Annotated in this window: 27 protein-coding genes; 13 read left to right on the top strand and 14 right to left on the bottom strand. The window is 54.9% G+C overall.

Features of this window, described 5'->3' with window-relative positions; translation table 11 throughout:
- Nucleotides 1–12: 12 nt before the first annotated feature.
- Genes kdsA through hemA form a run of 6 tightly spaced genes read right to left on the bottom strand, consistent with a single transcriptional unit; the run spans nt 13 to nt 5,324 of the window.
- Complete coding sequence (gene kdsA, locus K5Y33_RS04155) at nt 13–867, bottom strand: 3-deoxy-8-phosphooctulonate synthase (RefSeq protein WP_101764114.1); 855 nt, start codon at nt 865–867, stop codon at nt 13–15.
- A gap of 30 nt (nt 868–897) precedes the next feature.
- Nucleotides 898–1,707, bottom strand: a complete 810-nt coding sequence (gene sirB1, locus K5Y33_RS04150) for an invasion regulator SirB1 (protein WP_101764113.1) — start codon at nt 1,705–1,707, stop codon at nt 898–900.
- The gene (locus K5Y33_RS04145; RefSeq protein ID WP_222233308.1) at nt 1,704–2,102 is read right to left on the bottom strand and encodes a SirB2 family protein; all 399 of its coding nucleotides are present in this window, start codon (nt 2,100–2,102) and stop codon (nt 1,704–1,706) included. The genes sirB1 and K5Y33_RS04145 overlap by 4 nt, the downstream gene beginning before the upstream one ends.
- Before the next feature lie 2 nt (nt 2,103–2,104).
- Nucleotides 2,105–2,944, bottom strand: coding sequence for a peptide chain release factor N(5)-glutamine methyltransferase (gene prmC, locus K5Y33_RS04140; protein ID WP_222233307.1), 840 nt, complete (start codon nt 2,942–2,944; stop codon nt 2,105–2,107).
- Nucleotides 2,944–4,026: a peptide chain release factor 1 gene (gene prfA, locus K5Y33_RS04135; protein ID WP_210080803.1), complete on the bottom strand. Its 1,083-nt coding sequence runs from the start codon at nt 4,024–4,026 to the stop codon at nt 2,944–2,946. The genes prmC and prfA overlap by 1 nt, the downstream gene beginning before the upstream one ends.
- A gap of 41 nt (nt 4,027–4,067) precedes the next feature.
- Nucleotides 4,068–5,324 (bottom strand): glutamyl-tRNA reductase, encoded by a 1,257-nt coding sequence (gene hemA / locus K5Y33_RS04130; RefSeq protein ID WP_061718543.1) that lies wholly within the window; start codon nt 5,322–5,324, stop codon nt 4,068–4,070.
- 216 nt (nt 5,325–5,540) lie between these two features.
- On the opposite strand from hemA, the gene lolB reads away from it, so the two are divergent.
- From lolB to K5Y33_RS04110, 4 genes are all read left to right on the top strand, one after another.
- Entirely contained in the window at nt 5,541–6,164 is a 624-nt protein-coding gene (lolB, locus tag K5Y33_RS04125) for a lipoprotein insertase outer membrane protein LolB (RefSeq protein ID WP_101764109.1), read from the top strand.
- The gene (gene ispE / locus K5Y33_RS04120) at nt 6,161–7,030 is read left to right on the top strand and encodes a 4-(cytidine 5'-diphospho)-2-C-methyl-D-erythritol kinase (protein ID WP_222233306.1); all 870 of its coding nucleotides are present in this window, start codon (nt 6,161–6,163) and stop codon (nt 7,028–7,030) included. Before lolB ends, ispE begins: the two co-directional genes overlap by 4 nt.
- A 124-nt stretch (nt 7,031–7,154) precedes the next feature.
- Nucleotides 7,155–8,102, top strand: coding sequence for a ribose-phosphate diphosphokinase (prs, locus tag K5Y33_RS04115; RefSeq protein ID WP_006118899.1), 948 nt, complete (start codon nt 7,155–7,157; stop codon nt 8,100–8,102).
- A gap of 227 nt (nt 8,103–8,329) precedes the next feature.
- Nucleotides 8,330–9,505, top strand: a complete 1,176-nt coding sequence (locus K5Y33_RS04110) for a GGDEF domain-containing protein (RefSeq protein ID WP_222233305.1) — start codon at nt 8,330–8,332, stop codon at nt 9,503–9,505.
- Here K5Y33_RS04110 and ychH read toward each other — a convergent pair.
- On the bottom strand, nt 9,502–9,777 hold the full coding sequence (ychH, locus tag K5Y33_RS04105; protein ID WP_061723496.1) for a stress-induced protein YchH: 276 nt from the start codon (nt 9,775–9,777) through the stop codon (nt 9,502–9,504). The two genes, K5Y33_RS04110 and ychH, sit on opposite strands and share 4 nt — an antisense overlap.
- A 257-nt stretch (nt 9,778–10,034) precedes the next feature.
- Between ychH and pth the strand changes: the two genes are divergently transcribed.
- A complete protein-coding gene (pth, locus tag K5Y33_RS04100) occupies nt 10,035–10,622 on the top strand; it encodes an aminoacyl-tRNA hydrolase (protein WP_008107639.1) in 588 nt (195 codons plus the stop codon).
- Between the two features lie 111 nt (nt 10,623–10,733).
- Nucleotides 10,734–11,825 (top strand): redox-regulated ATPase YchF, encoded by a 1,092-nt coding sequence (gene ychF, locus K5Y33_RS04095; RefSeq protein ID WP_008107633.1) that lies wholly within the window; start codon nt 10,734–10,736, stop codon nt 11,823–11,825.
- A 68-nt stretch (nt 11,826–11,893) separates the two neighbouring features.
- Here the strand turns inward: ychF and K5Y33_RS04090 are convergent, their stop codons facing one another.
- Together K5Y33_RS04090 and K5Y33_RS04085 are read right to left on the bottom strand one after the other, a co-directional pair.
- Nucleotides 11,894–13,129, bottom strand: coding sequence for an MFS transporter (locus K5Y33_RS04090; RefSeq protein WP_110866351.1), 1,236 nt, complete (start codon nt 13,127–13,129; stop codon nt 11,894–11,896).
- A 62-nt stretch (nt 13,130–13,191) separates the two neighbouring features.
- A complete protein-coding gene (locus K5Y33_RS04085; RefSeq protein WP_101764104.1) occupies nt 13,192–14,145 on the bottom strand; it encodes a sugar phosphate isomerase/epimerase in 954 nt (317 codons plus the stop codon).
- 323 nt (nt 14,146–14,468) lie between these two features.
- Here K5Y33_RS04085 and K5Y33_RS04080 point away from each other — a divergent pair, with 323 nt between their 5' ends.
- The gene (locus K5Y33_RS04080; protein WP_137385979.1) at nt 14,469–15,350 is read left to right on the top strand and encodes an SIS domain-containing protein; all 882 of its coding nucleotides are present in this window, start codon (nt 14,469–14,471) and stop codon (nt 15,348–15,350) included.
- Between the two features lie 11 nt (nt 15,351–15,361).
- The gene (locus K5Y33_RS04075) at nt 15,362–16,294 is read left to right on the top strand and encodes a ribokinase (RefSeq protein ID WP_222233852.1); all 933 of its coding nucleotides are present in this window, start codon (nt 15,362–15,364) and stop codon (nt 16,292–16,294) included.
- A gap of 76 nt (nt 16,295–16,370) precedes the next feature.
- Here K5Y33_RS04075 and K5Y33_RS04070 read toward each other — a convergent pair whose 3' ends face one another.
- From K5Y33_RS04070 to K5Y33_RS04060, 3 genes are read right to left on the bottom strand one after another with little or no spacing between them, the layout of a single operon-like run.
- Entirely contained in the window at nt 16,371–17,351 is a 981-nt protein-coding gene (locus tag K5Y33_RS04070; RefSeq protein WP_101764101.1) for a LacI family DNA-binding transcriptional regulator, read from the bottom strand.
- Between the two features lie 57 nt (nt 17,352–17,408).
- Nucleotides 17,409–18,482, bottom strand: a complete 1,074-nt coding sequence (locus K5Y33_RS04065) for a sugar phosphate isomerase/epimerase (protein ID WP_222233304.1) — start codon at nt 18,480–18,482, stop codon at nt 17,409–17,411.
- A 16-nt stretch (nt 18,483–18,498) separates the two neighbouring features.
- Nucleotides 18,499–19,737, bottom strand: a complete 1,239-nt coding sequence (locus tag K5Y33_RS04060) for an MFS transporter (protein WP_222233303.1) — start codon at nt 19,735–19,737, stop codon at nt 18,499–18,501.
- Between the two features lie 215 nt (nt 19,738–19,952).
- On the opposite strand from K5Y33_RS04060, the gene K5Y33_RS04055 reads away from it, so the two are divergent.
- The gene (locus K5Y33_RS04055; protein ID WP_222233851.1) at nt 19,953–20,339 is read left to right on the top strand and encodes a cupin domain-containing protein; all 387 of its coding nucleotides are present in this window, start codon (nt 19,953–19,955) and stop codon (nt 20,337–20,339) included.
- Here the strand turns inward: K5Y33_RS04055 and K5Y33_RS04050 are convergent.
- Nucleotides 20,336–21,010 (bottom strand): GntR family transcriptional regulator, encoded by a 675-nt coding sequence (locus K5Y33_RS04050; RefSeq protein ID WP_137385984.1) that lies wholly within the window; start codon nt 21,008–21,010, stop codon nt 20,336–20,338. The genes K5Y33_RS04055 and K5Y33_RS04050 overlap by 4 nt on opposite strands.
- 115 nt (nt 21,011–21,125) lie before the next feature.
- Between K5Y33_RS04050 and K5Y33_RS04045 the strand changes: the two genes are divergently transcribed.
- The 4 genes from K5Y33_RS04045 to K5Y33_RS04030 are packed head-to-tail and all read left to right on the top strand — an operon-like array spanning nt 21,126 to nt 25,102.
- Nucleotides 21,126–21,806, top strand: coding sequence for a DUF2848 domain-containing protein (locus tag K5Y33_RS04045; protein ID WP_222233302.1), 681 nt, complete (start codon nt 21,126–21,128; stop codon nt 21,804–21,806).
- Between the two features lie 8 nt (nt 21,807–21,814).
- The gene (locus tag K5Y33_RS04040; protein WP_222233301.1) at nt 21,815–23,158 is read left to right on the top strand and encodes an amidase; all 1,344 of its coding nucleotides are present in this window, start codon (nt 21,815–21,817) and stop codon (nt 23,156–23,158) included.
- A 2-nt stretch (nt 23,159–23,160) separates the two neighbouring features.
- Complete coding sequence (locus K5Y33_RS04035; RefSeq protein WP_192411654.1) at nt 23,161–23,796, top strand: DUF4286 family protein; 636 nt, start codon at nt 23,161–23,163, stop codon at nt 23,794–23,796.
- Nucleotides 23,789–25,102 carry an MFS transporter gene (locus tag K5Y33_RS04030; protein WP_222233300.1) on the top strand — a complete coding sequence of 438 codons (1,314 nt, stop codon included), beginning with the start codon at nt 23,789–23,791 and terminating at the stop codon, nt 25,100–25,102. The genes K5Y33_RS04035 and K5Y33_RS04030 overlap by 8 nt, the downstream gene beginning before the upstream one ends.
- A 74-nt stretch (nt 25,103–25,176) precedes the next feature.
- Here the strand turns inward: K5Y33_RS04030 and K5Y33_RS04025 are convergent, their stop codons facing one another.
- Nucleotides 25,177–25,380, bottom strand: a complete 204-nt coding sequence (locus K5Y33_RS04025) for a hypothetical protein (RefSeq protein ID WP_101764092.1) — start codon at nt 25,378–25,380, stop codon at nt 25,177–25,179.
- Nucleotides 25,381–25,410 lie beyond the last annotated feature (30 nt).

Raw genomic sequence — 25,410 nt, 5'->3', positions numbered from 1 at the left:
ATTTAAAAACAATCAGTTGCTGGTATCCAGCTCTGGGAAGCTCTTCACCAGATCGTCGATTGCTTTCATCTGCACCAGGAAGGGTTCCAGCTTATCCAGCGGCAGCGCGGATGGACCGTCGCATTTGGCGCTGTTTGGCTCTGGGTGCGCTTCGATGAACAGGCCAGCAATGCCAACCGCCATGCCGGCACGCGCCAGCTCGGCGACCTGCGCACGACGACCGCCTGACGCAGCGCCGAACGGATCGCGCGTTTGCAGCGCGTGGGTAACGTCGAAGATCACTGGGCTATTTTGGGTGACGTTCTTCATCACGTTGAAGCCGAGCATATCGACAACCAGGTTGTCATAGCCGAAGTTGCTGCCGCGATCGCACAAGATAACCTGATCGTTGCCGCCTTCGACGAATTTGTCGTAGATGTTACCCATCTGGCCTGGGCTAACAAACTGGGGCTTCTTGACGTTGATTACCGCGCCGGTTTTCGCCATCGCTTCCACCAAATCGGTCTGACGCGCGAGGAAGGCCGGCAGCTGAATCACATCAACCACGTCAGCCACCGGCTGCGCCTGCGATGCTTCATGCACATCGGTGATGATTTTCACGCCGAAAGCCTGCTTCAGCTCCTGGAAAATCTTCATGCCCTCTTCCAGGCCAGGACCACGATAAGATTTGATTGAAGAGCGGTTCGCTTTATCAAAAGAGGCTTTGAATACGTAAGGGATCCCGAGTTTGTCGGTGACCTCAACGTAGTGTTCGCAGATGCGCATGGCGAGATCGCGCGATTCCAGCACGTTCATGCCGCCGAAGAGAACGAATGGCAGATCGTTTGCGACCTTGATATCGCCGATATTCACTACTTTCTGTGTCATGCCCTTTCCTTTCCTTTTATCGGGTAACGCTTAGTGCAGCGTTACCTGTTTCTGTTCAATTGCGTGAATCTGCACTTTAATCATCTCGCTGACCGGATCTTCAGGACACTGTTCAACGAAATAGGTCAAATCATTCAGCGCGATGTGTTCACACTCTAATTGCGCGTAAATCAAACCACGGTCGCGAATCTCGTAAGGATCGTCAGGATCGATCTGCAGCAGCACTTTGCTGACGTTCAGCGCCAGCTCCATCTGCTTCTCTTCCATCAGCGCGGATTTCAAGGTGTCGAGCATCTTGCGCATCACGTTGATGGTCTTGGCTTCGTCGAGATCGTCGTTATACAGCTTGGCGGTTGGGCTGATGTTGCCTTTCAGCCACACTTCCAGCGTATGCGTATCCAGCGTTTCGCCGTTGAACGGGTTGATCAGCCACATTTCGCCATCTAACCAGTCGGCACGCAGAATCAGCTGTGTCGGGAAAATCACCGGCATCAGCGGCAATTCCAGCTCATCGGCGATGTGCAGCAGGATCACGCCCAGCGACACCGCCGTGCCCTGACGGCTCTTCAAGACTTTGTCGATCCACAGCGCGTCGGAGAGATTGTAGACGCCGCTGGCGCCGCCAAATCCCCACTGACGATAGAACAGCTCCAGCAGCTTACCCAGCTGCAAATCGGCGTCCTGCTCGCTGCTGACAAACTCACGGGCTTCATCTACCAGCGCCGCCAACTGTTGTTGCACAGAAGGCGCGGAAAAATCATTGCGTATGGCGCATGTGGCACCAATCACCGCTTCACTCAACGGTGTTTTACTGTAATCGAGTTGCTCTGGCGAGGTCATACAATCCCCAATAACGGCATTTTGGTCATCGCCAGCTTAATCACAAACAGCAACGCTACGATTGCAATCAGGAAGGCGATCCAACGTGTCCCCATTTTACGTGGGCGACGGCTCAATGCCACGGAACCTAAGGCGATGTAGATAATAACCGCTAACAGCTTCTCCGTCAGCCAGCTTCCTTGCGGTGTGAACGGATAAAAATGCGTAATCATCACCAGCAGCGCACCGCTTAACAGCAAAAAGGTGTCGTTCACGTGCGGCGCAATGCGCTCCCAGCGGCGTTGCAGCATCGCTGAGCCGGTGGTTTGCCAGTAGAAGCGCAGCAAAAACAGACAAATCGTCAGCGCAACGGTCAGCAAGTGAAAATGTTTAATCAGGGGATACCAGCTCGCCATCGTTATTCCTTATTAAAAAATTGTCCTAGTGTGACGCGCGGATTACCGCCGTAATCGTCAACGGTACTCACCGCCTGATAACCGTGCTGCGTCATGATGGCGCGCACGGCTGCACCTTGCTGCCAGCCATGTTCCAGCAGCAGCCAGCCGCCAGCGTGCAGCCAGTGCGGTGCGGTATGAATGATAAAACGTAAATCGGCCAAACCCTGATCGTCCGCCACTAACGCGCTGCGCGGTTCAAAGCGCACGTCGCCCTGCTGCAGATGTTCATCGGCGGCATCAATATAGGGCGGATTGCTGACAATCAGATCAAAACGTTGGGCGGGAAGATCGTTAAACCAGTTGCTGAGGATGAAGCGGGCGTTATCAATGTGCAGACGCTGCGCATTGTCCTGCGCCAGTTCCACCGCCGCCGCGATGCGATCGCAGCCGATAACCTGGCAGCCTGGCCGTTCGCTGGCCAGCGCCAGCGCAATCGCGCCGGTGCCGGTGCCTAAATCCAGCAGTGAAGTCGCGGCGGCAGGCAGATGCGCCAGCGCTTGCTCCACCAGCACTTCGGTGTCCGGACGCGGGATCAGCGTGGCATCACTGACGCGCAACGGCAGCGACCAGAATTCACGCTCGCCGACCAGATGCGCAATCGGCTCGCCGTTGACGCGGCGCGCCAGCAGCGCATTCAGTTGTTCCAGCTGCTGCGCGTCCAGTTCCGCATCGTCAAAGGCAATCAGCCAACTGCGCGCTTTGCCCGTCACAAAACCCAGCAATATTTCCGCATCGCGCTTCGGGCTGTCGCCGCCACAGAGCGCTACCACAGCCTGCTGTAGCCAGCGACGGATGATCATTAGTCCTGTCCAGCCAGCGCGGCCAGCTGATCGGCTTGATACTCCTGCACAATCGGCTCAATCAGCGCATCCAGCTTGCCTTCCATCACCTCATCGAGACGGTAAACCGTGAGGTTGATGCGGTGATCGGTGACGCGGCCCTGCGGGAAGTTGTAGGTGCGGTTACGATCCGAACGGTCGCCGCTGCCGAGCAGGTTACGACGCGTCGAAGCTTCAGCGGCATTACGCTTCGCCATTTCCGCCGCGTGAATACGCGCACCTAACACCGCCAACGCTTTGGCTTTGTTTTTGTGCTGTGAACGTTCGTCCTGACACTCCACCACAATGCCAGTTGGCAAGTGGGTGATACGAATCGCGGAATCGGTGGTGTTAACGTGCTGACCACCGGCACCGGAAGAACGGAAGGTGTCGATTTTCAAATCGCCGGCGTTGATTTCCGGCATTTCCGCTTCGGGCAGTTCCGGCATGACCGCAACGGTACAAGCCGAGGTGTGAATACGGCCCTGCGATTCGGTTTCTGGCACGCGCTGTACGCGATGGCCGCCCGATTCAAACTTAAAGCGGCCATACGCGCCATCGCCGATGATGCGGGCGATCACTTCTTTATAGCCGCCGTGCTCACCTTCGTTGGCGCTGATGATCTCAACCTGCCAGCGACGCGCTTCGGCGTAACGGCTGTACATACGGAACAGATCGCCGGCAAAAATCGCCGCTTCATCACCGCCGGTTCCGGCGCGCACTTCGACAAAGCACGAACGTTCATCGTCGGGATCTTTCGGCAGCAGCAGCACTTGCAGCTGTTGTTCCAGCGCTTCACGCTTCTCGCGTGACAGCTTTAATTCTTCCTGCGCCATCTCGCGCATTTCCGGGTCTTCCAGCATCATTTCGGCAGTTTCAACGTCTTCCTGCACCTGCTGCCATTCGCGGAAACAACGGGTGACGTCGCTAAGCTGGGCATATTCGCGTGATAACGCACGGAAACGATCCTGATCGGCAATCACGCCGGCATCGCCCAGCAACGCTTCCACTTCCTCGTGGCGTTCCTGGAGCGCTTCCAGCTTGGCAACAATAGAGCTCTTCATGTAATAGCGGGTATCCCAGTGATAGGTCGTGACTGACCAGATTACTCTAAACCGAGGCTGTCACGTAAGATCTGCAGGCGTTCGCTGTCGCCGTCGCGCGCGGCCTGCTGCAGTGATTTGGTTGGTGCATGAATTAAACGGTTGGTCAGCTTGTGTGCCAGTTCCTGTAGCACTTTTTCGGCGTCAGCGCCCTGCTGCAGCGCGGCCAGCGCGCGTTCCTGTAACTCGGCGCGCACCTGATCGGCCTGCGAACGGTATTCACGGATGGTCTCAACCGCGCTTTGCGCGCGCAGCCAGGCCATAAATTCGCCGCTCTCCTGCACCACAATGCTTTCAGCCTGCACGGCGGCGGCTTTGCGCTGCGCCATGTTCTGCTCGATGATCGCTTGCAGATCATCAACGCTGTAGAGATAGGCGTTCGCCAGCTTGCCCACTTCCGGCTCGACATCGCGCGGTACGGCGATATCCACCAGCAGCATCGGCTGATTGCGACGCGCTTTCAGCGCGCGCTCCACCATCCCTTTACCGATAATCGGCAGCGGGCTGGCGGTGGAAGAGATAATGATGTCGGCATCGGCCAGACGGGTTTCGATATCGCCGAGGCCAATCACTTCTGCCCCCACTTCATCGGCCAGCAGCTGTGCGCGTTCGCGGGTGCGGTTGGCGATCATCAGCTTCTTGACGGAGTGTTCGCGCAGATGACGCGCCACTAACTCGATGGTTTCACCAGCGCCGACCAGCAGCACGTTAACGGTGCTGAGCGATTCAAAAATTTGACGCGCCAGTGAACAGGCAGCGAAGGCGACCGATACGGCGCTGGCGCCAATCTCGGTTTCGGTGCGCACACGCTTGGCCACCGAGAAGGTTTTCTGGAACATGCGCTCCAGTTCACTGCTCAGCGCGTGGTCGCGTGACGAATCAACAAAAGCTTTTTTAACCTGACCTAAAATCTGTGGTTCACCCAACACCAGTGAATCCAGCCCGCTGGCCACGCGCATCAGATGGCTGACCGCCGCGTTGTCCTGATGCCAGTAGAGGCTGTTGCGCACATCCTCTTCACGCAGATCGTGATAGTCACACAGCCAACGCACCAGCTTCTCCTGCAGGTCGGCTTGCTGCTCTACACTGAGGTAGAGTTCTGTACGGTTGCAGGTCGAAAGGACCACACCGCTCTGCACCATCGGCTGGGACAGCAGGCTATTCAGCGCCAGTTCCAGCGTGTCTGGTGTAAACGCAACGCGTTCGCGTAGCGCAACAGGTGCAGTTTTGTGGTTGATTCCGAGTGCAAGCAGCGTCATGTGATTCGGGTTGGGATATCCCAAGTGTTGTCAGGGTTTTGTGCAGCGCATTCTACAAGATGCCACAGGTCAAGAAAAGCCATACAAAGCCTATGACAGTAATAAGATTAAACTGATCGTGCGCAATTATTGCCATAACAGCATTGACGGCTTACATGCGGATGGTTAGCGTTACCGGTTACGAAGTAAAAACGTGTCTGAGGAGATGACCACGTGATGCATTTGCCCCCGCGCAAGTTACTGCGCCTTTTACCCCTTGCCAGCGTGTTACTGGCTGCATGTACCATTAACAAACCACAAGGTCCGGGCCCAAGCACCACATCACCGCAATGGCAGCAGCATCAGCAAGCCGTGGCGAAAATCAGCCAGTATCAGACGCGCGGTGCGTTCGCTTACCTGTCGGATAAGCAAAAAGTGTATGCACGCTTTAACTGGCAGCAAACCGCTGCGGATCGCTATCGCCTGCTGCTGACCAATCCGCTCGGCAGCACCGAATTGCAGTTGGATGCGCAAGGTTCCGTGGTGCAGATCGTGGATAACAAAGGCAAGCGCTACGTGAGTAACGATGCCGAGAAGATGATTTCACAGCTTACCGGCATGGATATCCCGCTCGCCAATCTGCGTCAGTGGATGATGGGCTTGCCGGGCGATGCCAGCGATTATCAGCTGAATAACAATTACCAGCTGCAAAGCCTTAACTACAGCCGCAACGGTCAGCAGTGGAAAGTGAACATTTCTGATTACGACAGCAAAGTGAATCCGCCGCTGCCAGCGAATCTGGAGCTGTCTGAAGGCGGTCAGCGCATCAAATTACGCATGGATAGCTGGACCACTCAATGATCACCACGTGGCCCGCGCCAGCAAAACTGAATCTGTTCCTGTATATCACTGGCCGTCGTGCTGACGGCTACCACAATCTGCAAACGCTGTTTCAGTTCCTCGATTACGGTGACACGCTGGAAATCACACCGGACAGCAGCGGCAAGATAACGCTGCTGACGCCGCTGACTGGCGTGCCGGATGACGAGAACCTGATTGTGCGTGCTGCGCAGGCGTTAAAAACCGTTGCCGCTGCGCGTGGCACCTTGCCCGCGCAGGCCGGTGCCAGCATCGCGCTGGAGAAGGTTTTGCCGATGGGCGGCGGGCTTGGCGGCGGTTCTTCAGATGCGGCAACGGTGTTAGTAGCGCTGAATCATCTGTGGCAAACCGGGTTAAGCGTTACTGAGCTGGCGACGATTGGCATCAAACTGGGCGCGGATGTGCCAGTATTTATTGGAGGTCACGCGGCCTTTGCAGAAGGCGTGGGCGAACTGTTGCAGCCGGCTGAACCGGCAGAAAAATGGTATCTGGTGGCGCATCCAGGCGTGAGCATCGCGACGCCAGATCTGTTCCGCGATCCCGAACTGACGCGCGATTCACCAATCCGCACATTAGATGAACTGTTACAGCGTCCTTTTCACAATGATTGTGAGGCTGTGGCAAGAAAACGTTTTCGTAAGGTTGATGAGCTGCTTTCCTGGCTGCTAGAATACGCGCCGTCGCGCCTGACTGGGACCGGAGCTTGTGTGTTTGCTGAATTTGACACCGAATCCGACGCACGTCAGGTGCTGGAGCTTGCCCCGAAATGGATTTGCGGATTTGTGGCGCGCGGGCTTAACCTCTCGCCGTTGCAGCGCACACTTTCTGGGCTAAAAGCGTCTACGTGACAGTGTCACCCGTTCCAGACACTGCATGTTGCGCATTAACACACCCGTATGAACATGCTCTTTGGTATTCGCCGGTTACTCTAGAGCCGTTCATTCTCTGGACGCCAAGCCTGAGGTTCTTCTCGTGCCTGATATGAAGCTATTTGCTGGTAACGCCACCCCGGAACTAGCACAACGTATTGCCAACCGCCTTTACACTAGCCTCGGAGACGCCGCTGTTGGCCGTTTCAGTGATGGTGAAGTAAGTGTACAGATTAACGAAAATGTACGCGGTGGTGATATTTTCATCATCCAGTCCACCTGTGCCCCCACCAACGATAATCTGATGGAGCTGGTTGTGATGGTCGACGCCTTGCGTCGGGCTTCTGCTGGTCGTATTACTGCTGTCATTCCTTACTTTGGCTATGCGCGTCAGGACCGCCGTGTGCGTTCTGCTCGTGTACCGATCACTGCCAAAGTGGTTGCCGATTTCCTTTCTAGCGTGGGCGTTGACCGTGTTCTCACCGTTGACCTGCATGCTGAACAGATTCAGGGCTTCTTTGATGTCCCGGTGGATAACGTCTTCGGCAGCCCAATCCTGCTGGAAGATATGCTGCAAATTGGCCTGGAAAATCCCATTGTAGTTTCCCCAGACATCGGTGGCGTAGTGCGTGCCCGCGCCATCGCCAAACTGCTCAACGATACCGATATGGCTATCATCGACAAACGCCGCCCGCGCGCGAACGTTTCGCAGGTGATGCACATTATTGGTGACGTTGCGGGTCGTGACTGTGTACTGGTCGACGATATGATCGACACCGGCGGTACGCTGTGCAAAGCGGCTGAAGCGTTGAAAGAGCGCGGCGCGAAACGTGTTTTCGCTTACGCTACTCACCCAATCTTCTCCGGCAATGCGGTGGAAAACCTGCGTAAGTCGGTGATTGACCAGGTGATTGTCTGCGATACCATTCCGCTGTCTGAAGAGATGAAATCTCTGCCAAACGTGCGTACTCTGACGCTGTCTGGCATGTTGGCCGAAGCGATTCGTCGTATCAGCAACGAAGAATCAATCTCCGCGATGTTTGAGCATTAATTCATCGCGTGAAACCGGGCCTCGTGCCCGGTTTTTCTTTGCACCCTGCCCTCAATCTGACTCACCGATTAAGCCACTTTCCCCATTGATATTTGCGCGATAAATTTCGTTAAATCTCGCTATTCTCGCTGCCATCCACTCTTTTCCATCAACTCGCATTGCCGCCCTTTAGCGCTCCAATAATTAATGGTATTTTCTTCCCCACTTTTTTAAGAGCTCCGACCACTATGACTCTCGACCTCTACACACTGTTTGTTTGCGAGCTCTTTGTGCTGGGGTTTTTGAGTATCATTTTGATTTTTGCCTGGGTCGGTGCGCAGTACGATCGCGTATTGGGCTGCACCACGCTGGCGCTGGTTTTAACCCTGGCGGCGGTGTTCCTTAGCAGCTTACGCAGTGCGGGATTCCATTTTTTACCGGTCGCGGTCGGCAACGTCATGCTGTTGCTGGCTTATGGCAATCTGCTCAATGCCTTCCGCATCTTCTGCGGTAACGCGATTGGCCTCAGCTGGTTAGGCGGCGGTTTGTTGTGGGCGATTCTGTGTCTGTTCCCCCAGTTTTATCACAGCCAGCCGAAGCGCGTGCTGGTGGTTTGCCTGCTGTGCATCATCTATACCGGCGCGCTAATCCGCTTGCTGTGGCGCGTGCGCGCGTCGTTGACCGTCACCTTCTGGCCGGCGCAAATCCTGCTATGGATCCATTTGCTGTTTCACGTGGCGCGTATCTTTCTGGACGATGCGGTGGCGACGCCGGTGCGCGGTGCGATTGGCGGTTCCAGCTTCTCGGTGTATGTGATTCTTGAATCGATCCTGTTTGTTATTGGCCTGAGTTTCACCATTCTGGCGATGGTCAACGAACGCACGCAAATCGCCCATAAACTGGCATCAATGCACGATCCGCTCACCAGCGTGTGGAATCGCCGCGCGCTGTTCGAGCAGGCCGATAAAATGATATTGCGCAGCGCGCGACAGTCACAACACTTTGTCTATAGCGCGGTGCTGTTCGATCTGGACCATTTTAAAAGCATCAATGACCGTTTCGGCCATCAGCAAGGCGATCAAGTGTTAATCGATTTTTGTCAGGTGGTGCAGGCGTTGATGCCAGAGAGTGGACATTTTGCCCGTTTGGGTGGCGAGGAGTTTGCTGCGATCATTCCCGGCGATGCCGAGCAGGCGCAGCGGGTATGTGAACGTATCCGTTTGGCGACACAGCTGTCGCAACCCAACGACGTGCGTTATACCGTCAGCATCGGTTATGCCACCGCGCTGCAGCCTGGCGAACCCTTCCCGCTGTTGCTGGCGCTGGCCGATGAAGCGTTGTACCGCGCAAAAGCCAGCGGCCGTAACCGCATCGAACGTTATCTCGCGCAGTTACAGCCGCTGCAGCAAACCGTACTCACTTAATGTGATGAGTGATTGCGACGGCAACGCTTATCGCCGTAATGACGTAACCAGTAATAACGATCTTCCACGCGCTCACGTCCGCTGACGCGCGCGCCCACCAGCCACAGTAAAGCGCCAACGAAGATGCTGAACATCGCACCGTGCGCGAGGAATTGCGGCAGGTTGAGTGAAGGAAGCTGGTTGATAATGGAATAGCCGACGCCTAATACCATCGTCAGTAAACCCAAACACATCAAACCGTTACCTACAAAGCGGCAATTTTGACGTTTCATGATCCACCTCCATCCTTTTAAAAGCAAAACAGCACGTATGGTTAATTAGCCATAAGCTTAGGCAATACCTGCCGCTTAAGTTGCGTACAGGATCACATATCCTTCACAACCTTTGACAAATCTTTACCGCCAGCGCCTTGATTTCGATAGAAAATGATTAGTCACGTAGAGACATTATCTGTGGCGCGTGGCCTTTGTCATCCGTGCCGCCAGGCAGTAAACTATCGCCCTTTCCGCAGCAAGACAGGATAAACATCGTGAGCAGCATTAAACTGATTGTGGGGCTGGCCAATCCCGGCGCTGAATACGCCGCAACCCGCCATAACGCTGGCGCCTGGTATGTCGATTTACTGGCGAGCCGCAACAATCAGTCCTTAAAAGACGAGCCAAAGTTTTATGGCTATACCGCGCGCCTGTCGCTGGCGGGAGAAGATGTGCGCCTGCTGGTGCCCACCACTTTTATGAATCTCAGCGGCAAAGCGGTGGCGGCGATGGCGACTTTTTATCGCATTGCGCCAGAAGAGATTTTGGTAGCGCACGATGAGCTGGATTTACCGCCGGGCGTGGCGAAATTCAAGCAAGGTGGCGGCCACGGCGGCCATAACGGCCTGAAAGACATCATCAGCAAGCTGGGCAACAACAATAATTTTCACCGTTTACGCGTGGGTATTGGTCATCCTGGCGACCGCAATAAAGTGACCGGTTTCGTGCTGGGTAAGCCGCCAGCCAGCGAACAAAAGCTGATTGATGATGCCGTAGACGAAGCGGTGCGCTGCACCGAACTGTGGCTGAAAGAAGACAAGATTAAGGCGATGAACCGCCTGCACGCGTTCAAGGCGGGCTAAGGCCAATTCCCGCGCCGCAGAAGGCAATTCTGTGTATAATGCGCGAAATTTTTTGAATCTGTCGGCGCTATTGAACAGCGCTGCGCACTCAGTGAGAAAGGTAATCAGACCATGGGATTTAAATGCGGTATTGTGGGCCTGCCGAACGTCGGTAAATCCACCCTGTTCAACGCGCTGACTAAAGCGGGTATCGAAGCAGCCAACTTTCCGTTCTGCACCATCGAGCCAAACACCGGTGTGGTGCCAATGCCCGATCTGCGCCTCGATCAGCTGAGCGAGATTGTTAAGCCACAGCGCGTCGTGCCCACCACCATGGAATTCGTCGATATCGCCGGTCTGGTGAAAGGCGCGTCCAAGGGTGAAGGCTTGGGCAACCAGTTCCTGACTAACATCCGTGAAACCGAAGCCATCGGTCACGTGGTGCGCTGCTTTGAAAACGACAACATCATCCACGTTGCCGGTAAAGTTAACCCGGCGGAAGATATTGACGTCATCAACACCGAGCTGGCGCTGTCGGATCTCGACACCTGCGAACGTGCGATTCAGCGTTGCCAGAAGAAAGCAAAAGGCGGCGACAAAGATGCCAAAGCCGAGCTGGCTGCGCTGGAGAAGTGCCTGCCGCATCTGTCAGAAGCGGGCATGCTGCGCGCACTGAATCTGGATGCTGACGAGAAAGCGGCCATCCGCTACCTCAGTTTCCTGACGCTGAAGCCAACCATGTACATCGCTAACGTCAACGAAGACGGTTTCGAAAACAATCCGTACCTCGATCAGGTGCGTGCGATTGCCGAAGCCGAAGGTTCGGTGGTGGTGCCAGTGTGTGCTGCCGTTGAGTCTGATATCGCTGAGCTGGAAGATGACGAACGCGACGAGTTCATGGCTGAACTGGGTCTGGAAGAGCCGGGCCTGAACCGCGTGATCCGCGCCGGTTATGCGCTGCTCAACCTGCAAACCTACTTCACCGCAGGCGTGAAAGAAGTGCGTGCATGGACCATTCCTGTTGGAGCCACCGCGCCACAGGCGGCGGGTAAAATCCATACCGACTTCGAGAAAGGCTTTATCCGCGCTCAGACCATCGCGTTTGAAGATTTCGTTGCCTTCAAAGGCGAACAAGGCGCGAAAGAAGCCGGTAAAATGCGCTCAGAAGGTAAAGAGTACATTGTAAAAGATGGCGATGTGATGAACTTCTTGTTCAACGTCTAATCTCTTAATCGCAATAAAAAGCCCAGTTAATTAACTGGGCTTTTTTTATAACCAAAATCTCACGTCTTTCAGGCCGCTTTGTCCGTCATCGCCACTCGCGCATCCAGCTCTTCAGGCGTTTTCAGGAATGGCGTCAATACACCGCTCAGAACATAAAGCCCGGCATAAATTCCCAGCACCCCGCCCGCACCCAGCGATGAGTAGAACAGCGCGGTGATGGCAGGTGCGATAAATGCGCCCAAACCTGCGCCCAGATTCAGCACCGACATGGCCGCGCCTTTGCTGTCCGGGGCCAGCAGTGGGAACAGCGCCGAAAGCGGCACATAACCGGCCATGGTAATACCGCACAGGCACAGCACCAATGCCATCACATAGAAGTTGTGACCCAGCAGCTGCGGCACGGCCCAGACCAAAATCAGCACCGCGGCATAACCAAAGCCACCAACCCACATGATGGTGGTTCGCCAGCCAAACTTATCGCCGAAAAAGCCAAAGAACAGGTTGGCGAAAATCGCCACCAGGAACACCGCCGACCACATATGCAGCCATTCGGTTTTACTGTAGCCGAAACTGATCAGATAGAGCGGCAGGAAGGTCGCCAGGCCATATTGGGCGATGCCGTTTACCGATTTCACCACCAATCCCATCGCAATCACCGGACGCTGCAGAATGGTGATGCCTTTAATTAACTCCGCCGCGCTGAAAGGATGAATTTCAGATGCCGGTACCACGTCGCGGTTCACCCAAATGCCTAACACGGAGCCGACGACCACAAATACCATGCCGACCCACAGCACATGAATTTCGCCCATCACCGGCAATGCCAGCGAGGAGAAGAACGGACCGATGACGCTCAAACCCAGCGAGAAGGTAAACCAGAACCAACCCACTGCGGTAGAACGGCGCTCCACCGGCGTGCTGTAGTTAATCCAGATGAGAAACGAGTAGGCAAACAGTGGATAACCGATGCCGCGAATGGCATAAAACGGCAGCATCCAGGCCATGTGCATGGTCTTGAGGCCAACGCCGATAAACCCGATACTGCCGATAACAAAGGTGATCAACCCATACAGCATCACTTTGCGCGGGCCGAGGGTTTGCACCAGTACGCCGGTCACCCAGGCCGCCAGCGTCACGGTGACACCATATGCGGTGATCAGATAAGAGGCTTGCGCGACAGACAGCCCTTTATCCACCAGCCAGATGGCAATCCACGCTTGTTCTACACCATCGCCGATCATGAATATCGCGAGGCCGATATAGCCCCAAAGCAAGTTTTTAGGCAAACCTATTTTGTCGAACATAGTTTCCCCCGTGTCAGACACTGACTGGTGGTAGTTAATAGAGGTAAGTTTTGATTTTGTTTTTATTCAGCGATGATTTTCATCAGCATGCCCTGCACTTTCAGCGCATCCTGGCTTTTAATCAGCTGATCGATTTCATCAATGCTCAGACGATCAATAAAGCTGGAGAGCGCTTTATACATGCGAATGTTTTGCGCGCATTCGGCAACCGGATCTTCACGGCTTGGAAAGGTATCGAAATAGATCAGGCCGCTGAAGTTAACGCGTTTTGCGTAATAGATGTATTCCAGCGTCTGCATCAGATGCACAGAACCCAGCATCAATCCATCATCAAAATGGCCATAACCATCATTCAGGTGGAAGCCCACCAGACGGTTTTTGCGTGCCGACTGGAACAGTGAGAAAGCGGGATTCTCTTTCTTCATGATCATGTGACAGAAATCAAGGGTAATACCGAGATTGTCGGAGCCTACATCATCAATCAGCATCAGCGTTGAAGAGACATCACCAATAAAGGAGAAGGTGCGCGGTTCATACGGCTTATATTCAAAACTGAATTGCATATCCGCGTGTGCCTGAGTCACGGTCTGCAGTGCGCTGACCAGCCACTCATAGGCGCGGAAGTAATCCTGCTGGAATGGATAATCGTAACCATCATAGCCAAACCACAGCGTGACGGTATTGCCGCCGAGGTATTTGCACATCTCTGCGGCTTCGAGGGTAATTTCGATGGCTTTTTTACGCAGTGCGGCATCAGGATTGGTGAATTCACCCTCGATGAACTCTTTGTTATAACGCAGAGCGATGCCGCCCACCTGCAAATTGTTATCAGCGATGGTCTGTTTAATCAGCGCTTTATCCTGACCAATAAAGTGCTCCGGATAATTCAGCTCAATATGCGTCAAGCCCGCAACGCTACCCATACGCGTAATAAGATCGCAAGTATCCATATTGTTCTTCGCCGCAAACAGATCGGCTCTGGAGCGAAATGAATTTATACGTGATGAGAATTTCATTTTTTAAATTACCTTTAATGGGATTTCCATGTTCTTATAAATGAGAATATTCATCAGGTAAATGCGATCAGCTAAATACTACCGCTAATAAAATAAACGGTAGATTTATAATAGTAAAAATTTTACTGCGAGTAAAATCATTGCAATACAATAAGTTAAATAGCTATTTTACTGTTAATGAAATAACAATCGCAATAACGATGCTTTTATTTTACTGTCAGTAAAATGCATCAGTAAAACGTTTTACAGCGTGTGATCCAGTTAACACTTTTCCCCTAACTGCCATGCTAGCTTAGCGGCAATGTTTTTAATGAGCGCGCAAAATGCATAATCGACTTAAAGGCAATGAGATATTCCTGCTGGCTCGCACCCTTGCGCCTGAGCTGGGAAAAAAGGAGCGTTCAATTGCACGTTTTATTGACGACAATCCGCAGTCTTTATCTAAAATGTGCATCACTGATATTGCGAATTATCTGAATGTTAGCGTGTCGAGCATTACTAAAGTATCGAAGAAACTGGGTTTTACCGGTTTTCACGATCTGAAAATCAATATTGCCCGGCAAGTCAGCACGCAGGAAGATATCATCGATATTCCGGTAATCCCGGATTCAGAAAAATATGTCGAGCAGGTGATTGAAAGCACCTTTTTAAATTCGGTGCTGGCACTGCAGGATTCCCTGAGCGTGATTAACAGTGCCGTGATAAAAGCAGTGGCGTATCTGTTTATTAATAAACCAGAAAGCGCACGCATAGTTATTGCCGGGTGCGGTGGCTCAGGTTCTATCTGTGATGACTTCAATCATAAGCTGCTGAAGATCGGCATCTTCTCGTCGGTGTTCAGTGACAGCCACAAGCAGCTGATGACCGCCTCATTGATGCAACCCGGCGATATCCTGCTGGCGATTTCTCACTCCGGCCAAACCACGGACATTATTCAGATGGTAAAAGCGGCGAATGAGAACGGCGCAGAAACCATCTGCCTGACCAATTATCCCAACAGCCCACTGAGTTTAATTGCCCGGCACTCGATTATCTCGTCGGTTAAAAACAATCCGATTACCGGAGAGAACGCCACCACGCGCATTGTGCATCTGAATATTCTGGATGCCATCTTTACCCTTATCGCCAGCAAGACCAGCGAAAAAAGTCAGACCAGTTTACACAACACCAGAAATGCGGTTGCGTCCAAGCGCACCGCCAATTAAGGGCCGAAATGATGAAACATAATATTGTTGTTATTGGCAGTCTTAACTACGACATTCTTGTCCAGCAGGATCGCCTGCCGGAAATTGGGGAGACGTTTACCGGCAACGAATTAATGTTGATGCCGGGCGGTAAAGGGGCAAACCAGGCGGTTCAGTGCGCCAAGCTGGGACTGAACGTCAATATGGTGGGCTGTGTGGGCAATGATATTTATGGCAGCGAACTCATAAAATCACTGAATGAAAATGGGGTATCGGTAGATAACATTAGCCAGCGCGGAAAAACCTCGGGCATTGGCATCGTGCAGATTCTGGAATCCGGTGATTACTGCAGCACCATTATTAAGGGCGCAAACTACCTGATTAGCGAACCCGATATTCACGATGGGTTTTTTAGCGATCGGCCTCTGTTAATCCTGCAGTCGGAAATTCCCGATCGTGTGGTTGAACGTGCCATCAGCGTGGCCCGCCGTCACGATTGCCAGATTTTGCTGAACAACGCGCCAGCACGCGAAATCTCTCCGCAGGCGCTGAGTCAGGTCGATTTACTGGTGGTGAATGAGACCGAAGCCAGCTTTATGAGCAATACCGCTGTCACGTCGGTTAAGGAAGCGATGACCTGTGCGGCAGCGCTACAGCAGAAGGTGAATGGCCGGGTGATTATTACGCTGGGCGAGAAAGGCGCGGTGTTATCCGGTGATGCCGGTGCCAGACATTATCCCGCCGTGTTCTGTCCGGATGTAGTGGATACCACCGGCGCAGGGGATTCCTTTATTGGCGGCATCGCCTATTGCCTGGTGAACAACATCGCTCTGGAAGAAGCGATTCCTTTCGCGGCTGAAATCAGTTCCTGCTCAATCCAGAAATATGGCGGTCAGAGTTCTTTCCCGATGCTGCCTGATGTGGCGCACGCGCTGACGCAAAACCGCCAGCGCCTGTTTGGTTGAAAAATACGGACCTGAAGCTCTAAGCGTCACCTTAACATCATCAAACCATCAACTTCGCAGCGTTCGTAAACGCCGATTAAGTACTGGCGCGCACCACAAAGTGCCAGTCCATCATAATGCGTTGAGCCGGCGAATCAGGTTGATCGATCTTATTCAGCAGCAAGGTAAACGCCTTGCGTCCCATAGCGCGCGACGGCTGCGCCAGCGTGCTCAGCGGCGGCGTGACCATTTCGGCGAGGTCGGATCCATCAAACCCCGTCACCGCTATATCCTGCGGCACGCGCAGCCCGGCGGCATGAATGGCTGACAGCGCGCCCGCCGCTAAGGTATCCGACACGGCAAACACGGCATCTGGACGCTCGGGCGCTCTCAGCAAGGCTTCCATCGCCTTTTTACCTGCATTAAAACTCAGCTCGGTGGCGTACGTGATGGCCTGCCAGCTGCGTGCTTCATGGATAAGTTGCTGCTGATAACCCGCCTGCCGCAGCTGCGCATATTTATAGCTGAGATCGTGGTTGATTAAGGCAATACGCTGTCGTCCCCTGCCCGCCAGAAACGCCACGACGTGCTTTGATGCCTGCACATCATCAATGCCCACGCAGGAAACATCACCGGCATCGGCGTATTCCGCGCATTGCACCCACGGCGTTTCGCCAATCAGCTGCGCCAGTTCTGGCAACTTACTGAACGCATCCATGGTGATAATGCCATCCACCATTTTCCCGGCCAGCAATTGCAAACTGGAGCGGGAGCGCTCGATGTCTGAGCCAGAATTGCACAACAGAATGCGATAACTGTTTTTCTCCGCCTGCTCCTCAATGCCTTTTACCAACTCGGCACAAAAGGGATTGGAGATATCCGACACCATCACGAGAATCATTGAGCTACGTGCAGTTCGCAACTGACGCGCTAATAAATTTGGCTGGTAATTACTTGCTTTAATAGCGTGCAGGACTTTCTCACGATTCAGCGCTTTTACCGTATCGCTGTTATTCAGTACCCGTGAAACTGTTGCCACAGAAACGCCCGCTAAGCGGGCGATTTTTTGGATGGACATGCTTGCAACTCTTGCTCAGTCAGATACTACGGAGGCTAGCATAATTTCGCGCCCGCCTTAATCATGCGAATCTGCCGCACTCAGCCCCAACTGCGCGCGGATGCTGGCTGCCTGCTGCGGTTGTGCGGCAAAGTCATCAAATGCCCGTTCGGCCACCGGAATGATGTGGCGACGAATGAAGTCGGCGCCCTCGCGCGCGCCGGTTTCCGCCTCTTTCAGGCAACACTCCCACTCCAGCACCGCCCACCCGGCATAATCGTACTGCGCCAGCTTGCTGAAAATGGCCGGGAAATCGATCTGTCCGTCACCGGGTGAGCGGAAGCGACCAGCACGATCTATCCAGCGCTGATAACCGCCATACACTCCGCTGCGTCCGTTCGGCAGATATTCGGCATCTTTAACGTGAAACGCCTTAATGCGCTGATGGTAGATATCGATGAACTGCAGATAATCGATATGCTGCAAGTGCAAGTGGCTGGGATCGAACAAGATGTTGCAGCGCGCATGATTGTTCACTAACGCCAGGAAGCGTTCAAACGTCACGCCATCATGCAAATCCTCACCGGGATGGATCTCGTAGCAGACATCAATGCCGTAGCGGTCAAACTCGTCCAGCACCGGCAGCCAGCGCCGCGCCAGCTCTGAGAAAGCTTCACTCAATAGCTGAGGATTGTGTGGCGGCCACGGATAGAGATATGGCCAGGCCAGCGAACCGGAGAACGTCGCGTGGGCCTGCAATCCCAGGTTGGCTGACGCGGCCGCTGCCAGCTTCACCGTCTGAATCGCCCACGCGGTGCGCTTTTCTTTGTCGCCGTGCAAGGCGGCGGGTGCAAAGCCGTCGAAGGCGCGATCGTGCGCCGGATGGACGGCAATCAGCTGGCCCTCCAGGTGCGTCGATAATTCACTGATCTGCAAGCCGTAGTTGGCCAGCAAACCCGTCACTTCATCGCAATAGGTTTGACTGGTTGCGGCGCGCGGCAGATCAAAAATTAGCGGGTGATTACAAGGCATCTGTAGCGCCTTATAACCGAGCGCAGAGGCCCATTGCGCCAACCCTGCCAGCGAATTAAACGGTGGCTGCTGCCCAATAAACTGCGCGAGAAAAATTCCCGGTCCTTTTAACGTTTTCACTTACACCTCCCGTCAATCAAACCGCTTCATCCCGGTATTTAAAGGTGAAGAGGAAAAGAACGGCGATCACCGCTGCGGCAATTGCGGGGATCCACCAGAATGTTGCCCAGTTTTGTGCCGTGCCCTGTCCGGCAATCAGGCGGTTATACAGCGCGCCCGAGATCTGCGAACCCAGCAGCATGCCAATACCGTAGGTGAACATCACCACCATGCTCTGCGCCTGCCCTTTCACTTTCTCGCCGGCGATGCGGTCGGTGTAGATAAAGCCCACCACAAAGAAGAAGTCATAACAGACACCGTGCAGCAGAATGCCCATGTAGATCAGTGCGCGGCTTTCATCGTTCATGCCCATGGCAAACAGCGCGTAGCGCACAAACCACGCCACCATGCCGACCAGCAACATGTATTTGACGCCAAGGCGGCGGAACAGCAGCGGGATCACCAGCATGAAGACGATTTCCGACATCTGACCAAATGACATCGCGGTACTGACGTTACTCACGCCCGCATCCGCCAGCCAGGACGCGGTGTAGGCGTAATAGGTGCCGAGCGGGATGGAGATCAAGGTGGCGCAGAGAGCAAACACGAAGAAGTGACGGATTTTCAGCAGCGCAAAGGCATCCGCGCAGAACAGATCGCGCACTTTTAGCGGCATGCCTTTCGCCGGTGCAGGCGTATGCGGCAGCGTCAGACTGTAAATTGCCAACGCCAACGAGCAGATTGCGGCCAGGGTGAAAATCGCGGTACTGGAGGCGATGCCGGTAACACCAATAAAGATGCCCGCCACAATCCAGCCAATGGTGCCGAACACCCGCACCACCGGAAAACTTTTGTCACTGCTGGCCAGGCTGTGAAAGGCAATGTTGTTAGAGAGCGCCAGCGTCGGCATAAAACACAACGTATAACCAAACAGCAAGCCAATCAGCAGCGCGCCGTTTTCGGCCACCAGCGCGCCCGGGACAAACCATAAAATCACCGCGCCCGCCAGGTTCATCACCGCCATGACTTTCTGCGAAGGAAAGAAGCGGTCAACCAACATGCCCAGCACAAACGGCGACAGAATTGAGGCGATCGGCCCTGCTGAGAAAGCATCACCAATCAGCAATGACATGTTGTGCTGCGTCATCACCAGCCCGAGCGTAACGGACCAGCTTCCCCAAATGAAAAACTGCATGAACATCATTAATGACAAGCGGGGAATCAGCAGACGCTGCTGCCTCGCCGCGATCTCAGAACCTGTAGTTGTCGAAACCATGCTGACCTCGCGCCAAAAAGAAATCGATTACATTCCACAGTGAGAAACAAAGTAATCGATTACTTTAAACAGTTCCTGGTGACCGATCACAATTCTTTTACATGCGACCCGAGCATCACCGAACGGCTTAGGCTTACAGTGATTGCACGCGCAGCCTTGCTGATTTGCACTATCCTGTGCGGGAGAGATTGTTAATGACGATTCAGGGGAATGAGATGAGCGCCGATAACGAACATGAAAACAGTGCAGAAACGCTACTGCAAAGCGGGCAAGCCTGGAATGGCCAGCATATTGAACACTATCCAGCCGGTAAGCCCGAGATCACGGTGATAAAGATGACCCTTCCTGCACATTCCGAGCTGCCGTGGCATACGCATCCGATGCCGAATACCGCGTATATTTTATCGGGATCGCTGACTATCGAAGACAAAGCCAGCGGCGAGACTAAAACGTTTAACGCTGGCGAAGCCTTTAATGAATCCATCGATATTGCCCATCGTGGTTTCACCACGGATCAGCGTGCCGAGCTGATTATTTTCTACGCCGGGGTTGAGGGCATGGAACTCTCTATTCCGCTGCCGGGTGAAGAAGCCGAATATTAATTATTCAGCAGCGCCTGTTTAAACGAATAGATATGCACCCGCGCCGCCTCTTCCGCTAGCTCGGCATTTCCCTGCTCCAGCGCCGCAATGATCGCTTCGTGTTCGGCGATCACTTCGTTCATGTGCGCAGCGCTGGAAAGCGTGGTGGCCCAGAAGCGCTGCGCCTGCGCGTGGATAATGCTGAGAATATCGGCCAGCCGACCGTTGGCGGCGATGTCCGCCAGTACCTGATGAAATTCGCGGTCCAGCAGCATCATCTGTTCGCGATCGCGTGAGGCACTGGCATTGGCAATGCGCTGATTCATCTCCCGCAGATAGACGATCTGCGCCGCATTGACCCGCTGCGAAGCCAGCCGCAAGCAAAGCGCCTCATTCACCAGACGCACCTCAATTAACTCCAGCGCATCATCAATTGACAGCGGCGACACCATCACGCCCTTGCGCGGGATAATCTGCAACAGCCCTTCCGTCTCCAGTCGATGCACCGCCTGATTCACCGGCGTTCTGCCCATCTCCAGGTCATCCATCACCTGCGCGATATTGAGATAGTCGCCCGGTTTGTAGCGCAGCGTGATCAGCCGGTGCTTGAACGCCAGATAGGCGCGCTCGTTAAGCGAAATGCTCTTCGGGGTCGTCGGCGAGCTCACATTTTCAGCCATCACATTACTCATCACGCAAATCCTTATTAGGTAACTGAGACATATTACACAAAAACCTGGCATGAAAATGGCTAGATTGAAATCACAGTGAAATTTCACACGCATTTCTCACCTGGAGATCGATCCCATGCAATTACGGTTTACAACAGATTACGCCGATGCGGCAGTACTGGATGTTGAGATTAATCAACTTGTTATCGCGGGCTGGGTAGGACGCGACCAGGAAGCGGTGCTGCACCATATCAGGGAGCTGGAAGCGCTGGGCGTGCCCGCTCCTGGTGCAGTGCCGCTGTTTTATCGCGTCGCAACCCATCAATTAACTCAGGAAACGCAGCTGGAGGTGGTCGGCGATCAGACGTCCGGTGAAGCTGAACCCTTTGTGTTTTTCCATCGCGGCGAATATTGGGTTTCGCTGATTTCCGATCATACCGATCGTCATCTGGAAACGTTCAGCGTGGCGCTATCGAAACAGGCGTGCATCAAACCGGTGGCCGGTCACGCGTGGCGCATGGCGGACGTCAAAGCGCACTGGGATCAGCTTGAACTGCGCGCCTGGATCAACGTCAACGGCGACTGGGTGACTTATCAGCAAGGCGCCCTCGCCTCATTGCTGACGCCGCTCGATCTGTTGAGCCGCTACTTTGCTGCGGGCCAGGTTGAGGAAGGTTTCGCCATGTCGTGCGGCACGCTCAGCGCCATCGGCGGGATCCGTCCTGCCAGTGAATTCCGTATGGCGCTGCACGATCCGGTGCTGAACCGCACGCTGGAACACACTTACATCACGGGCTCGCTGCCGGTTATCGCCTGAGGTTCTCTATGACAACGTTATGGCAAGCGAGCCAGCAGCTGCTCGCAGGGCAAATCAGCCCTGAAACCCCGACCCAGCATGCACTGAGTGCCATTGCGGCGGAAAGCGGAGAAGGCAAACGCGTCTACACCAAGGTATATACCGCTGCTGCGCAGCAGCAGGCCGCACAAGCCGGCGCGCGCTGGCAGCAGCAACAGCCGCGCAGCGCGATTGATGGTCTGCCCATCAGCATTAAAGATCTGTTTGATGTCGCCGGAGAAGTCACCACCGCCGGCTCCCGCTTGCTCAGTAGCGCCAGCCCAGCCGCGGCGAACGCCAGCATGGTGGATCGGCTGCAGCAGGCTGGTGCCGCCATCGTTGGCAAAACCAATATGAGCGAGTTCGCCTTCACCGGCCTCGGCGTCAATCCGCATTACGGCACACCCGCCAATCCGTGGCAGCGCGCGCAGCAGCGCATTCCGGGCGGTTCCTCTTCCGGTGCGGCAGTCGCGGTGAGCGACGGCATGTGTCTGGCGGCGGTTGGCACCGATACCGGCGGTTCGGTGCGCATTCCGGCGGCGCTGTGCGGCATAACCGGCTTCAAACCGAGCGCCAGCCGCATCGATCAACGCGGAACGCTGCCGCTGGCGGCATCGCTCGACAGCATCGGTGTGATCGCTCACGACGTGCGCAGCTGCTGGTTGCTCGATAGCGTGATCGCCGATCGGCCCCTCACAATCGATGAGCGGAATCTTTCAGAAGCGCATTTCGTCATCCCGCAGACGCGCGTGCTGGCTGACCTTGACGAACACGTCAGCGCCGCCTGGCTGCATGCGCTTGATGTGCTGCGCGCGCAGGGCGTGAAAATCACCGAGCTGCCGCTGCAAGAGCTGGTAGAACTGGACTCCATTAACGCGCGTGGCGGCATTACCGCGTGGGAAGCCTGGCAATGGCATCAGCATTACGCCCAATCCCAGCCAGAAGCCTACGATCCGCAGGTTCTGACGCGCATTAATCGCGGCAGCTTACTGAACGAAGAGGATGCCGCCGAACTTTACCAACTGCGCGCCGACTGGAAACAACGCGTCGAGCAGGCGGTTGCGCCCTTCGACGGCATCCTGATGCCGACGGTGCCGTTGATCGCGCCGACGCTGACTGAGCTCGACGATCCCGCGCGCTACATGCAGGTCAACCTGCTGATGCTGCGCAACACCAGCGTGATCAACATGCTGGATGGCTGTTCGATTTCTCTGCCTTGTCATCAGCCCGGCGCTGCGCCGGTTGGCCTGATGCTCTCTTCCACCCATGGCAACGATGCTGCATTACTCAGCTGGGCTGCCGCGATTGAAACCACCCTGAAACGGAGTAGCTGATCATGACTCAACCCCACGGCATGCTGTTTGTCGCCACCCATATCGATGCTGCAGATGAAGCGGATTTCAACCAATGGTACGACCACGAACACGTTGAAGAGCGCGTGGCCATCAGCGGCTTTCTTAGCGGCACGCGTTATCAGGCGGTGGATGCCGAACGCAAATACCTCGGCCTGTATGAAACCGTATCGCTGGAAGCCTTTACCAGCGCGGATTATCACGCCGCCTTCACGCGCCAGACCGAATGGTCGGTGAAGAACCTCAGCAAAATGGTCAATCCGATGCGCCGCGTCTGCGCCATATCGCATCAGCATGGACAAGGCACCGGTAGCCATCTGGCGGTGCTGACCTTAAAAGCGGGTACAGATGTTGCATCACTGGGCAGCTGGCAAAGCAGCGTGCAGCAAACGCCCGGCTATATCGCCTCACGTTTGCTGACGCCTGACACCACGCTGAGCTCGCCGCTGCCACGGGAAACCAGCGCAACGCGACCAATGCATCCGATGCTGCTGCTGACCTGCCGCGACGCCCAAGTGTGTAAAACCCTCGCCGCCGATGCCGCGCAGGCACTCAACGCGGACGTACAGCTCTACTCCCTCAGCTGGCAGTTAACCCAACAGGAGATGGCTCATGGCTAATACCGATTCAACGTTGCCGCACGCGTCAGGCGCGCGCGCCAGCCACAGCAAAACCGGTCGCCTCGCGGCGGCCAGCTCCATCGGTACCGCGCTGGAGTGGTATGACTTCACGGTCTACAACATCATGGCGGCGCTGGTGTTTAACCACGTCTTTTTCCCCAGCTTTGATCCGCTGGTCGGTACCATTCTGGCGTTCTCCACCTATGCAGTCGGCTACATTTCCCGTCCGGTAGGCGGCTTTATCTTTGGTCATCTCGGCGATGTCGCCGGGCGTAAAGCAGTATTGATCACCACCCTGGTGATTATGGGCGTTACCACCGCACTGATGGGCCTGCTGCCTGGCTATGCGGTGTGGGGCATCTGGAGTCCGGTGCTGTTGGTGGCCTTGCGCTTTATTCAGGGTATTGCATTAGGCGGCGAATGGGCCGGTGCAGTGTTGCTGTCGATGGAGCATGGCGATGCCAACAAGCGTGGCCGTAACGCCTCGTTTGCGCAGGTAGGTCCCTCGTGCGGTACCTTGATTGGTACCGGATTTATCACGCTGGTAACGGTTGCGTTGAGCGGCGAGCAGTTTCAGGAGTGGGGATGGCGCATTCCGTTCCTGCTGAGTCTGCTGCTGGTGATGTTTGGCTTATGGCTGCGTCGCGGCGTAGAAGAGACGCCAACCTTTGTCGCGATGCAGCAGGCGGAGAAAACCACGCATACGCCACTGAAAGAGGTGTTTGTTCGCTATCCGCGTGAGCTACTGATCGCTGGCGGTTCACGTATCGGCTCCGACGTGTTGTACGCGTTGGTGGTGGTGTTCACTCTTACCTACGTCACCACCGTGCTGCAACTGCCGCGTCCGCTGGCGTTAATGGCCACCATGCTCGGCGCGATTGGCAATGCGATTACGGTGCCGATGTTTGGTGCGCTCTCCGACAAGCTCGGCCGTCGTCCGGTCTACATTGCCGGTGCGCTGCTGGCAATCGTCTGGTCGTTTGTGTTCTTTGTGCTGCTGGATAGCTCACAGCCGGTGCTGATTGTGCTGGCGGTCATTGGCGGCTTGCTGATTCATGCGGTGATGTACGGACCGCAGGCGGCGTTTGTCACCGAACAGTTCCCCAGCCACGTGCGCTACGCCGGATCGTCACTGGCTTACACGCTGGCGGGTATCATTGGCGGTGGCTTTGCGCCCCTGATCATCACGACCTTGTATAAAGAGATGGGCAGCACGCTGTGGGTATCGCTGTATGTCAGCCTGGCGTTGCTGATCACGCTGTTTGCGCTGTGGAAGGCAAAAGAGACCGCGCATCGCCCGCTTTAATCAGAGAGGTGTTTGGCGAGGGATTGCCAGACTTCAGCAGAGGAGAACAACAAGGCGCGGCACGCGCGACCCTATTAGTGCAGTTTTTTCGCCAGGATACGAATGGCTTTCTCGCAGGCGACTTTGGTTTTGCTGTCGGTGGAGCGCAAACTTAGGCGATACAACGCGCCTATGAGTTCCTGAACGGTAAGCGCTTCATCAGGACGCAGAATACGTGTCACTACCCTGCCCACCAATGCGCGAATCTCTTCCGTAATATCTGAATCTTCGTCTTTCACTTGCCCTCCGTCTTTACGCTTCGCTTATTT

Source organism: Pantoea sp. DY-17, assembly GCF_019795975.1.
Lineage (GTDB): Bacteria > Pseudomonadota > Gammaproteobacteria > Enterobacterales > Enterobacteriaceae > Pantoea > Pantoea leporis.
This window is presented reverse-complemented; position numbering and strand designations above follow the sequence as displayed.